This window comes from Thalassospira sp. HF15 (assembly GCF_011806525.1).
Lineage (GTDB): Bacteria > Pseudomonadota > Alphaproteobacteria > Rhodospirillales > Thalassospiraceae > Thalassospira.
In genome coordinates, this window is the sequence record NZ_JAAVKI010000007.1 from 69,361 (window position 1) to 82,180 (window position 12,820).

9 protein-coding genes are annotated in these 12,820 nt (G+C 55.0%); 6 read left to right on the forward strand and 3 right to left on the reverse strand.

From position 1 onward, the window contains the following. Positions 1-29 precede the first annotated feature (29 nt). A complete protein-coding gene (locus tag HED22_RS15880) occupies positions 30-1,145 on the reverse strand; it encodes an anhydro-N-acetylmuramic acid kinase (protein ID WP_167724404.1) in 1,116 nt (371 codons plus the stop codon). 127 nt (positions 1,146-1,272) lie between these two features. On the opposite strand from HED22_RS15880, the gene HED22_RS15885 reads away from it, so the two are divergent. Next, positions 1,273-1,935, forward strand: coding sequence for a cupin domain-containing protein (locus tag HED22_RS15885; RefSeq protein WP_167724015.1), 663 nt, complete (start codon positions 1,273-1,275; stop codon positions 1,933-1,935). A gap of 154 nt (positions 1,936-2,089) precedes the next feature. Continuing rightward, complete coding sequence (gene tyrS, locus HED22_RS15890; protein WP_167724017.1) at positions 2,090-3,343, forward strand: tyrosine--tRNA ligase; 1,254 nt, start codon at positions 2,090-2,092, stop codon at positions 3,341-3,343. Between the two features lie 75 nt (positions 3,344-3,418). On the opposite strand, the gene HED22_RS15895 is transcribed toward tyrS, so the two are convergent. After that, positions 3,419-6,943: an AsmA-like C-terminal domain-containing protein gene (locus tag HED22_RS15895; RefSeq protein ID WP_167724019.1), complete on the reverse strand. Its 3,525-nt coding sequence runs from the start codon at positions 6,941-6,943 to the stop codon at positions 3,419-3,421. A gap of 274 nt (positions 6,944-7,217) precedes the next feature. On the opposite strand from HED22_RS15895, the gene HED22_RS15900 reads away from it, so the two are divergent. Then, the gene (locus HED22_RS15900; protein WP_167724021.1) at positions 7,218-10,193 is read left to right on the forward strand and encodes a bifunctional [glutamine synthetase] adenylyltransferase/[glutamine synthetase]-adenylyl-L-tyrosine phosphorylase; all 2,976 of its coding nucleotides are present in this window, start codon (positions 7,218-7,220) and stop codon (positions 10,191-10,193) included. 91 nt (positions 10,194-10,284) lie between these two features. Then, positions 10,285-10,749, forward strand: a complete 465-nt coding sequence (gene bcp, locus HED22_RS15905; protein ID WP_167724023.1) for a thioredoxin-dependent thiol peroxidase — start codon at positions 10,285-10,287, stop codon at positions 10,747-10,749. On the opposite strand, the gene HED22_RS15910 is transcribed toward bcp, so the two are convergent. Then, positions 10,736-10,921, reverse strand: a complete 186-nt coding sequence (locus HED22_RS15910; RefSeq protein WP_167724025.1) for a hypothetical protein — start codon at positions 10,919-10,921, stop codon at positions 10,736-10,738. The genes bcp and HED22_RS15910 overlap by 14 nt on opposite strands. Before the next feature lie 55 nt (positions 10,922-10,976). Here HED22_RS15910 and HED22_RS15915 point away from each other — a divergent pair, with 55 nt between their 5' ends. Together HED22_RS15915 and HED22_RS15920 are read left to right on the forward strand one after the other, a co-directional pair. Further along, positions 10,977-11,747, forward strand: coding sequence for a response regulator (locus HED22_RS15915; protein ID WP_167724028.1), 771 nt, complete (start codon positions 10,977-10,979; stop codon positions 11,745-11,747). Between the two features lie 134 nt (positions 11,748-11,881). Beyond that, entirely contained in the window at positions 11,882-12,709 is an 828-nt protein-coding gene (locus HED22_RS15920) for a ferritin-like domain-containing protein (protein WP_167724030.1), read from the forward strand. Positions 12,710-12,820 lie beyond the last annotated feature (111 nt).

The following is a 12,820-nucleotide window of genomic DNA, read 5'->3' on the forward strand; positions in this document are numbered from 1 at the left end:
TTGACGCAGACAAACAAAAGGCCGCCTGATCAGGCGGCCTTTTTTGTTCGATAAAGCTTACCGCCACAACACGGTTCCGGCACGCCGGTCGTTCCAGGGAAACTCAGTGGCAAGTCGCGCAAATGGCGCACGGCAAGGAAGCCGAAACATTCTGCCTCAACCGCATCCCCGTCCCAGTCGAGATCATCAACAGATCGCACCGGGACACCAAGACGATTTGCCAGCGTATTCATGATGTAGTCATTATGCCGCCCACCACCGCAGACAAACCAGCTTTTCGGCGCTGTCGGCAGGTGGTTTACCCCGGCAACGATGGCAGCCACCGTGCAATTGGCCAGCGTCGTGGCCCCGTCAGGCACATTCAGCTTGGCCTCGACCACCAATCCATCGATCCGTAATGCCATGTCTTCGCGGTCCAGGGATTTCGGCGGAACACGATCAAAGTATGGATCCTCAAGGAATTTGACTTCGACCATCGGATCGCCTGTGCCAGATGCCGCGGTTGCCCCGTTCAAATCAACCGGGTTACCGGTGTGGCGCAACATCCAGTCATCAAGCCTGGCATTGCCCGGCCCGCAATCAAACGCCAGCAACGCATCATCCGCATCGATATAGGTGACATTCGACACACCACCAATGTTCAGAACCGCGACGGGCAGTTCGACACCGGCACTTTTGATCAGGGCCGCATGATAGATCGGCGCAAGTGGCGCCCCCTCTCCGCCGGCCGCCACATCAGCCAACCTGAAATCAGCCACAACCGGAATACCGGTTTTTTCAGCCAGCATGTGCGGCGTGCCGATCTGGCGCGTCAGGCCATTGCCCGGTTCATGAAACACCGTCTGCCCATGAAAGCCGATCACGCCAATTTCACTGGCAGAAACACCTGATTTATCAAGCAGCATGTTAACGGCATCAACATGCACCTGGGTCAAGTCGTCGGCAACAACATGTTCGGTATTGGTCGCAGCACGATTGCCAAAACAGGCCCGCATACGTTCGCGCAATTCCGGGATATAGGGCACGAAAACCGAGTGCCCGGTCCGGCGCACTTCAATGCCATCGGTTTCAATCAGAGCCGCATCAACACCATCAAGCGACGTGCCGCTCATCATGCCGATTGCCTTGATCCATCCGCGATCCATTTCGTACCCCATTCATCACTCAATTTTGATAGCTTACTTCCGCGTATGGATGCGCCACAAGATTGAATCCGTCCGTCAGACGTGGTTGCTTGTTTTTTTGCCGACCCGCCCACTGGAAATGAATGTCATGAGACTGAATGCAGATTTCACCAAAAGAGTTGTCGTCCGGCCGGATGACTATCACTGGCAAAAATCCCCTGCCAACGGTGTCGAGCGCATGATGCTTGATCGCATCGGCGACGAAGTGGCCCGCGCGACAACGATTGTGCGGTTTGCGCCAAATTCCTATTTCGATGCCCACACTCATGACGGCGGTGAAGAAATACTTGTTCTGGATGGCGTGTTTTCCGACGAAACCGGTGACTATGGTGCAGGAAGCTATATTCGCAATCCAATCGGAACCCGGCACCAACCCTTTACCAAGGAAGGCTGCACCATTCTTGTCAAACTGCATCAGTTTGATGCCGCCGATGATCAACAAGTCAATATTGATACCCGATCACAACCGTTTCTTCCCGGTGTCGCGCCGGGTCTAACGGTTTTGCCGTTGCATGACCACGGCACCGAACATGTTGCGCTTGTGCGCTGGCAACCGGGAACACAGTTTTCTGCGCATCGTCACTGGGGCGGTGAGGAGATTTATGTCATCGAAGGGACATTTTCCGACGAGCACGGCACCTATCCGGCGGGAAGCTGGCTGCGCACTCCACATCTGAGCATGCATACGCCTTTTACCGATGAAGGCTGCCTGATTTACGTCAAGACCGGCCATCTGGATGCTGCGGCCTGAGACTGGTTTTCAGGCGGGTCAAATCAGTCAAAAATCATTTGGGCAATGGTAGCCGGGTCTATCGTTGCCCATTTTGCTGTGAATGTGCTAGATCATCGCGTCCGCACCTTTGTGCGGCCCTTATTTTGATCACAACCAACATAGCGCAAAAACCATGACTGAACTGAAGTCTGATTTTCTCCGCGTCATGAATGACCGCGGTTACATCCACCAATGTACTGATCTTGAAGGCCTTGATGCCTATGCATCGGATAATACGGTGGTGTGCTATGTGGGCTATGATTGCACTGCAGACAGCCTGCATGTCGGATCGCTGGTATCGATCATGATGCTGCGCTGGTTGCAGAAAACCGGCCACAAACCGATTGTCCTGATGGGCGGCGGCACCACCCGTGTTGGCGACCCGACAGGCCGCGATGATGCGCGCCCGGTTCTGACCGATGAAATCATCGAAGCCAACATGGCCGGCATCAAGAAGGTGTTCCAGCAGTTCCTGAGCTTTGGCGATGGCCCGACCGATGCGGTCATGGTCAACAATGCCGACTGGCTGGATAAGCTGAACTATATCGAATTCCTGCGTGATTTCGGTCGCCACTTCTCGGTCAACCGGATGCTGGCATTTGATTCCGTCAAGCTGCGCCTTGAACGCGAACAGTCGCTGAGCTTCCTTGAGTTCAACTACATGATCCTGCAGGCCTATGACTTTGTGGAGCTGAACCGCAATTATGGCTGCACGCTGCAGATGGGCGGATCGGATCAGTGGGGCAACATCGTTAACGGTGTCGAGCTTGGCCGTCGCGTGGATGACAAGTCGCTGTTCGGCCTGACCACGCCGCTGATGACCACCGCATCCGGTGCGAAGATGGGCAAGACGGCGTCTGGTGCCGTGTGGCTGAACGAAGAACGCCTGTCGTCGTATGACTACTACCAGTTCTGGCGCAACACCGAAGATGCGGACGTGATCAAGTTCATGCGTCTGTTCACGGAAATGTCGCTTGATCAGATTACCGAATACGAAAAGCTTGAAGGCTCGCAGATCAACGAAGCCAAAAAGGTTCTGGCATTCGAAGCCGTCAAGCTGTGCCGCGGCGAAGAAGCCGCCCTTGCCGCTGCTGAGACAGCGCGCAAGACCTTTGAAGAAGGTGTACTGGCTGATGACCTTCCGACCGTCGAGGTTGCAAAGGCTGATCTGGATGCCGGTATTCCGGCCTTCGATCTGTTCCGCCGTGCAGAACTTGCAAAATCGGGCGGTGAGGCCCGTCGCCTGATCAAGGGTGGCGGTGCGAAAATCAATGACGAAAAAGTCAGCGACGAAAACGCAACCATCGCGGCAGACGCAGTGAACGCAGATGGCGTCATCAAGGTTTCAGCTGGCAAGAAGCGCCACGTCCTGATCAAGCCGGTCTGATCTCGTCATACCAAGCTTAAAAACAAAAAAGCCCCGCCGATGATCGTGCGGGGCTTTTTTGTTTGCGCGGGTTACCTAGCCTGGTTCCGCACCAGTAATCAGGTTGCGGAATACGCCGGGTACAAAGGTCGACAGCGGATTGACCGTGATGTCTGGCTCGTCCAGATCGCCTTCAATCGTGTAGGTCGGCGCAAAGATCCCACCGCCCTCTTCCCCGACCAGAATATCACCAAGGATCGGAATGGCGCCGAGAGCCGAATTCAGCGCATAGATCGGCACGATAGAGCCGGCAAGGCGGATTTCCGATTTCGCCAGATCGATCGAGCCATTTGCCGTCACCCCGACGGCAGCACCGTTTGCCGCAACCTTTGACAGGGACAGCACATCATTTACATAGGTGAAGTCGCCATTCAGCTCGTTAAATGAAATGCCGTTGCCCTGCAAAACGTCCCCAAGACCGGTGAGCGAAGCCGCACTGAGCACGCGGGCCGCAATCGGCGCATTAACCACACGAAATTCGGCGATACTGGCCTGACCAGTGAAAGGCTGGGCAAGGTCGCGCTCATCGACTGTGCCTTCGATCGTCAGGCGTCCCCCCAGAAGATTGTCATACATATCGACCGCACGCAGGAAGCGCCCGGCATCCTCGCTGGTCAGGGTGACCTTGCGGGTCTGGAAATCCTCGCGGGCAACCTGGGCAAACACATTGGCGCGGTCGCCAAATGCCCCATTAAGCACAAGACGATCCCATTCCTGCCCGATGGTATGGATGGAACCGCGCACATCGGCCAGCAATTCACCATTGGCCATGACCATTTGTTCGATATTCAGGAACACCTCGGTGGAGCCGCCGGTACGTTCAGCACGTTCACCGATCCCGCCACTATAGGGGCCTGACAGGTCCTTGCCCGCAATATCATCATCGCCTTCGTCATCAACGATCCAAGGGGTGGCGATCAATTGGCGAGCGGTGATTTCAAGTTCGCGTTGATCAGATTCCTGACGCAGCGTGATTTTGCCGTCATTCAGAAGCGGCTCTTCCCCCTTTAACAGGAAGCCGCCAGCTTCAAGCGTGACAAGATAGTTTTGCGCCTCGGGTTCACGATCAGCCGTGTTTTCATCAGACGCGCTAGTGTCAATGAAGGGACGTAAATCAAACTGCGCGCCGCGAAGGTCAACCAGCAAACGACCGCCTTCATCCATACGAAGGGTACCGGCAAGATCAATATTCTCGCGAAAACGGGTGTCTTGCAGATCAACCAACCACCTGTCAGCCATCGCGTTATCACCGCGCCAGTTGGCGCGACCGCTGGCTTCAAGTGCCGGTGCCGAGATGGCAAAACTGTCAATCACACCACCGCCATCAAACTGGACGGCAACATCGAACTTCGCCGATGCGGCAGCGCCCGGTTCCTTGCGATAGCCCATTGCCTCAATCGGAACGGAAATGCCAACATCGGCCAGATCAACATCACCGACCACGCGAACCTGACCGGAAGCAACGCGGATATCAAGATCCCCCTTTGCCATCCCGTTCAGGTAGGGACCCGGATCGAGTTCGATATCGGGTAAAACAGCAAGATCAAGGTCGCCCGATAGTTTGTATTGGCTTTTGACAGCTGCATCTGCGTCAAACGTTTCAACCCAACTGATGTTGGTTTTACCTGCTCCAACCGTTGCCGTACCGCCCAGTTCCAGTCCCTTGGTATTGACCTGCAGTTCAAAACTGCCATCAGCGATATCCATGCCGCGGAATGCCGACAAAATCTCGGCATTCTCGATGCGCGCCGCTGCAGCAACATCAACATCGTCAAAGGTCACATCCCGCAACAGCGGGAAATGGAGGCGGACACGTGTCGCCTGTTCACCACTGATCCGCGCCGGGTCAATGCCAAGGCGGGTGGCAAAACCAAGCGGTTTTGCCTCGATCAGTTCAAGCGCCTTGCGGGCACTGCCCTGTGCGACAATTTCGATATCGGCATAGGGTGTCGGCTCATCAAGCTTGGTAAAAATGATGCTGGCATCGGTGACCTGAATACCATCTGCCTCGCCGGTATTTACAAAGATGCTGAAACTTGTCTCGTCAAACTCTGCACGTCCGGCGGAATTCAGCACTTCGGGCATTTCACCCAGATAATGCACCGTTACACCCGACATCGTCATCTGACCACCAAGGTCATCCAAGACGACGTCACCCGCCTCATCCTGATGCAGTTCGGTATGCAATGTTGCCTGATGGACAATGCCTTCGGACAGGTTGGTCACAACCCAAGTGCGGGCATCATACCCCACCCCTTCGGGCCAGAGCCGATCCAGATCACTGGTCGCAACATCCTTGGCAGAGAGATCAAGGTTCACCTGCCATTGCCCGAACGGATCAAGCACAACCCCCTGAAGTTTCGCCGAGGCATCACCGACATTGAGCACAACATTATCAACACTGAACCGGCCGGGCACGAAACTCGTGACAATCTGTCCATCCGTGACGCGGTAGGTCGCACGCATTTCTTCGGGGAGCGTGATAACGCCAGCCCCGACACTCAGATCCGTTGACGCAGAAATCAACTCGCCATCCTGATCAAAGCGCGCCGCCACTTTGCCCGAGACAGGAACATAAAAATCACGAAGCTTTTCAAAGATATCAGAGATACTGACAAGCTCGGCAAGTTCCACCTCGCCCAGATCGGCCTCAAGATCAACCTCACCGCTTTCGATGCTGTAATCGCCGGTTACCCGGACCTGGGTTGAAATATCACCGGCACTGACCTGTAACGCGGCCTCTGCCCCGATGCCGAAAGCCCGGCGCGTTAAGAGAATATCGGCCTGTGGTGCTGCCCAGACGATGCCGAGTTTCTCGTCACGTACCTCAAGGTCTGCATTGACGACCCCAAAGCTTTCAAAATAGGCCGCAGCCGGAATATCGGTACGTTCGCCCGACAGGATGGAAAAGATGTCGTGCAGAACAGAATTGCCAGACCGTTCGACCGATGCTGTTTCAATGCCCGCGGTTTCGGTCCGGTTCACGGCTTCTTTCGGCTCAATGTCGTTAGCGCCGGGCAAATCAATCACGACGGATGATCCACGGCCCTTCTCATAGGTTTGTCCGACCGGGGCCGTCGTGCCATTCCCTTCGCCTTCGGCTTCAGCAAGGGTCGCGACATCCTCTGCCGCCTCTTGGGCAATGTAGCCGACATCAATTGTGCCATCAGCACTTCGTTCAAGGCGGATGCGCGGGCCAATCAGATTAAGCTGACGCAAGGCCAGAACACCTTCAAACAGTGCCTTGCTGGAAAATACGACATCGGCCTCGGGGACGTGGAGGAGTTCCTGATTATCCGGGCCAAAGACGCTGACATCGCGCAATCCGACATCAAATTTTTCATCCCAGCCACGCCAGCGCAGAACGACGTCGTCCACTGCCAACCGGTTATTGCCCATTGATTGATTAAGATGGTCGACCAGATACGGGGTCAGGCGATGCAGGGACACCGGTTCCTGCGACAGCCGCCAAATCGTGACTGCTGCGAACACGCCGACAAACAGGACGATGGCTGATAAAGTCAGCGCCAGCCATCCGGCAAAGGTCTTAACGTGGCGCACTCTTTGGTCCCTGTGTTCCCGATGTCATATGCTGCGATATCAATAATCTGTCATATCTGGCATGGTTGTCGATGTGTCATTGGCAACCATATTATCCGAGAATGCCAGACAGTTATTGATCTATATCCCTTTTTGTCCGATCACAGAAAAGCTAGAAACAGATAAGTCATCCTGTTGATCAGGACGTCCAACTCCTTGCAGAGATTATGCAATCAGGCGCAACCCTTTGCATAGCGCGGTTTGTGACCATTTCGCAATACAAGGAACGCAAAAAGTGTCTCTTTCCTGGATTTCACAGGACCTGCCCAAACCCTTCGATTCCGACCGTGTTACCAATGCGTTCGAACGCTGGAACGCGCTGGGTGATCGACCCGTGTTTGAAAGCCTGTCAGAAAAAATTGGCGAGATTGCGTCCAATCCCAAAAAACGCGCAGTTCTTGAAGCCCTGTTTGGCAACAGCCCCTATCTGACCAACCTTTGCTTACGCGATCCTGAAACGGTCTGTGACGTTTTTGACAGTGGTCTTGAGCAGGCCTTTGCCAAGGCCCTCAATCCGGTCCGGACCAGCGCGGATGCCCGCGATCTGGATCAGGCATCCACCATGGCCACTGTTCGCATTGCAAAGCGCCGGGCTGCCCTTGTGATTGCCATGGCAGACATCAGCAAGGCCTGGCCGCTCGATCGTATCACATCCGCCATAAGTGAAACCGCCGAACGCACGCTTGATTTCACCATGGCACATTGTCTGTCGGCGATGGCGCGCCTGCGCAAATATGATCTGCCGAACCCGGAAAACCCGCTTGAAGGATCGGGCATTTTTGCCATTGGCATGGGCAAGCTTGGTGCGGGGGAACTGAACTATTCATCAGATATCGACCTGATCTTCCTGCATGATCAGGATGTGACCGGCTATATCGACCCGGATCGCATCCAGCAGGATCTGGTCCGCATGGTGCGTGACATTACACGGATCATGGAAGAACGTACCGGCGACGGATATGTTTTCAGAACCGACTTGCGGCTGCGCCCTGATCCGGCATCTACACCGCCGATCCTGTCGATGATTGCGGCTGAAACATACTACGAAACGGTCGGGCAGAACTGGGAACGCGCTGCCATGATCAAGGCGCGCATCGTCGGCGGCGACCGCGTTTCCGGTAACGAGTTCCTTGAAATTCTGCGCCCGTTTGTCTGGCGCAAGCATCTTGATTTCATTGCCATTCAGGACATTCATTCGATCAAGCGCCAGATCAATGCCCATAAGGGCGGCAGCAAGATCAACATTCCCGGACACAACATCAAGCTCGGTCGTGGTGGCATTCGCGAGATCGAGTTCTTTGCCCAGACACAGCAATTGATCTGGGGCGGGCGTGAAATCGCGCTGCGTGGCAAGGCGACCTGCGACACATTGCGCACGCTGACCAAATTCGGCCAGGTATCGGAGAAGGTCCGCGATGAAATGCTTGCGGCCTATGATTTCCTGCGCACGGTCGAACACCGCCTGCAAATGATCAACGACCAGCAGACGCAAACCCTGCCCGACAATGATGAGGGTTTGCTGGCACTGGCAACCTTCCTTGGTTATGACGCGCTTGAAGCATTCAAGGCGGATTTACTGCTTCATCTGCGCAATGTTGAAAACAATTATGCCGAATTGTTTGAAGACGACACGACCCTTGCAGGTGCCAGCGGAAATCTGGTTTTCACCGGTACGGAAGATGATCCGGAAACCTTGGCCAACCTGCGCGAGATGGGCTTTGAAAATGCGGAAAATGTTTCGGTCACAGTCCGGGGCTGGCACCATGGCCGCTATCGCGCCACGCGATCACGCCGTGCGCGCGAAATCCTGACCGAATTAATGCCGACCCTGTTGGGCGCACTTGGCAAGACAACCAACCCGGATATGGCGTTTCGGGCGTTTGACGATTTCCTCAAAGGTCTTCCTGCCGGTGTGCAGCTGTTTTCCCTGTTCACGGCCAATCCGCAATTGCTGGAACTGCTGGCGCAGATCGCCGGAACGGCCCCGCGCATGGCGAAATATATCGGGCGCAATGCCGCGGTGCTTGATTACGTTCTGATGTCGGGCTTCCACGAAGAACTGCCCGATGCTGATGCCATGATCACCGAACTGGATGCCCGGCTGTCGCGTGAAGACATGGTCGAAGACTGGCTGGATGCCGCACGCCGCTGGGCGAATGACCAGAAATTCCAGATTGATGTGCAAACCATCCAGAACCGCCACACGCCGCACGAAGCTGGCCGGGCCTTGGCCGATGTTGCCGACGTCGCCATTCGCGCCCTGTTCCCGCGCATTGCAGATGATTTTGCCACAAAACATGGGAAGTTTGCCGATGGTGGGCTTGCCGTCTTTGCACTTGGCAAGCATGGCGGTCAGGAACTCTCACCGGGTTCCGACCTTGATATGGTGTTCATCTATGAGGTGCCCGAAGACGCAGAGGAATCCGATGGCGAGAAGCCGCTGTCGCCGGGGCACTATTACATCAGGCTCAGCCAGCGATACATAAATGCCCTGTCGGCGCCGACTGCCGAGGGCGTGCTGTTTGAAACCGACCTGCGCTTGCGCCCCAGTGGGTCCAAAGGGCCGCTTGCCACCCATTTCAAAAGTTTTGAGACCTATCAGAACAACGAAGCATGGACGTGGGAGCATATGGCACTGACGCGCCTTCGTGCCGTTTATGGACCCAAGACATTGTGCGACAAGGTAATCGACACCACCAACAAAGTGTTGTGCAAACAGCGCGATCCAGACCAGTTGGTCCGCGCAGTCTATGACATGCGCAATCGCATGGAAGCGGGCAAAGGCGACAATCACCCTTGGGCGATCAAGATGCGTCGCGGCGGTTTGGTGGACCTCGAATTCATTGCGCAATATCTGCAATTGCGTCACGCCCACAAGCACCCCGAAATCCTGTCACCGACAACCCGCGAGGTTTTCAAAAATCTTGGCGCGGCAGGTATTATTGATGGGGATGAGGCCGAGTTTCTGGCAAATGCCAGCTCGTTCTGGTTGGCCTTGCAGGCGATGCTGCGTCTGACGACCGAAGGCCCGTTTGATCCCGACAAGGCCAGCGAGGATTTGCAAACAATGTTGGCCAGTGCCGGAAAATGTGATGATTTCGCGGGCTTGCAGGACAAGATGGAAAATACCGCTACGCGCATCAAGGATGTCTATGATCGCGTGATTTCTGCACCTGCCGAAAAGGTCGCGCCACAGGATCCACCACAATGATCCAATGGCCCTTGCCAAGCTTATAAGGCTTTGTATTTTCACGGATGCAAAACATGTCCCAAAAGGGCAGCGAACAGATAAAGGATGGACCATGACAGTTGATGTTGGTGACAAGGCCCCGGATTTCGAACTGCCAACCGATGGCAATGGCAGCGTTAAACTGTCTGATTTGGCAGGCAAGCCGGTGGTGATCTATTTCTATCCCAAGGACATGACGCCCGGCTGCACGACCGAGTCTTGCGAATTCCGCGATGCAGAACCCGATTTCAGCGCGGTCGATGCGCAGATTATCGGCATTTCCAAGGATAGCGCGGAACGTCACGACAAATTCAAGGCCAAGCATGACCTGAACTTCATTCTCGCTTCTGACGAGAACGGCACCACCTGCGAGGATTACGGTGTCTGGAAAGAAAAGAACATGTATGGCAAGAAATTCATGGGCATTGAGCGTTCCACATTTGTCATTGATGGCAGTGGTGTCATTCGCAATGCCTGGCGCAAGGTCAAGGTCAAAGGCCATGTCGCCGAAGTTCTTGAGGCCGTCAAAGCCCTTTGAGTTCAGCATTTTTCAGCAACAAGGCCCGGCGTTTCAGTGCCGGGCCTTTGTTTTTTTCAGCACAAAAAATGTTTTCTTTCAGGCTTCTGGCAATATCGCAATTTGCTGATTTTGTTGCCATCCCTTGTTTGTCGGGATAAAAATTCGGATATGGGAGTGATGGGTGATGCATTGTCCTCACCTGTTTTATGAAAACTCACCGGCATGCCGGCAAAGCGGGTAATTCAATGAGTAACAATGTTGTCGATCTCGACGATCAGATGCTGGCGGATTTTCGCGACGAAGCAAATGACATCATCAATTCGATTGACGTTCATCTGCAGAACGCACGCGGTAAAAAAGATCCTGCCCACCTGACCGCCATCCAGCGCGAAGTATTCAATCTGCGGTACAAGGGCAAGTCGGTTGCAGCACCGCTGATCAACCTGACCAGTCATCGTCTTGCCGATTACGTCACGACCTGCAAGGAACTGAATGATGGCTCGATTGAGGACATTCAGGCCTTTGTCGATAAAATCCAGTCCCTGCTTGAAGGTGACATGACAGCCGGTGGCACCGACACCGCCGAATTTGTGCGTGAACTGCCATCCAAACGGGCCCCTGATATTGATCCGGCCTGGTTGAAGAAGGCCAATGTCGAAGCACTGCTGGTCATTCCGCAACGCTCGATGGCAACCATTCTGGAACGCGAACTTGCCGCCTGCGGGTATCGCAGCTCGGTCACGCAAACTTCGTTCGAGGCGATTGAACTTGCGGTGCGCACCCGTCCGGATTTCATCATCGTTGCGAAAACCATTGATGAACTAAGCGGCGTTGATGTGGCTAACGCCCTGCAGGCGATGCCAAAAACGCGCGGCATTCCGACCGCCGTTCTGACCTCGGATGCACCGAACCACCCGTCGCTTCAGGACCTGCCATGCCGAACCGCGATCATCCGCAAGGGCAATGCCTTTGGCGAGGATCTGGCAGAGGCCCTGGCACGCTTTAACATCACCTAGTTCATCCCACCGACGAAATTGATCAAGGGCGGACCGACACCATGACGGACCGCCCTTTTGCTTTGGCATTGACCCGGTCCCCACCAAGTGGCAGACAAAGCGCACCCGAAACACAATCCCTTAGCCGGATGATCATGACCAAGCTGACCCTTGCCGAAGCCGCCCAAAAGGCGCTTCTGACCGAAGATGCCACCGAAAAGGCCGACGTCACTGCCGAACTGGCAGCCATGTGGCGCAATGGCGAGATTTCCGAGGTCGGGTCAACCGATCTGCCTGACCGTCCCGGCCGCCCGGAAAAGCCGGAATTGCTTCCGCCTAACAAGATGCCGAAACGCAAAAAAGGCAGCGTTCAGGGGCGCATCGGGCTTTTGCATGCGCTGGCCCATATCGAACTGAACGCGATTGATCTGGCGTGGGATCTGTGTGTGCGCTTTCCCGAAGCCGCCATGCCACGTGATTTTCACGATGCATGGGTGCAGGTGGCCGATGACGAAGCGCGTCATTTCAAAATGATCAACAAACGGCTTGGCGAGCTGGGTGCCGCCTATGGCGATTTGCCCGCCCATGACGGGCTTTGGCAGACATCGATGGATACGGCCTATGACATCCTGCCACGTCTGGCTGTGGTGCCGATGGTGTTTGAGGCGCGTGGCCTTGATGCCACCCCGCCGACCATCGAACGGCTTCTCGCGCATGGTGATACGGAAAGTGCGCGTATCCTTAAAATCATCGCCCATGATGAAATCGCCCATGTCGCAGCGGGCCGGAAATATTACGAGTATGTCTGTGATCAGCGCGGCCTGCCCTACTACACCACATGGCATGACATGCTGCGCAAGCATTTCCGAGGGCCACTGAAACCGCCCTTCAACGACGAAGCCCGCTATGAGGCGGGCATGCCCCCGGACTATTACCAAGACTATGTTCTGGAACTGCCCGACATTGATGGCGATGCGACTTAGGCCTTGAGCATTAAATCATCAGACAATTGATGCACGTCATGGTGGTGGTGTTTGAATTCATCGATACTCCCTTGCGCGATATTTGACGAAAAGAGCGATCTTTTACCTGTC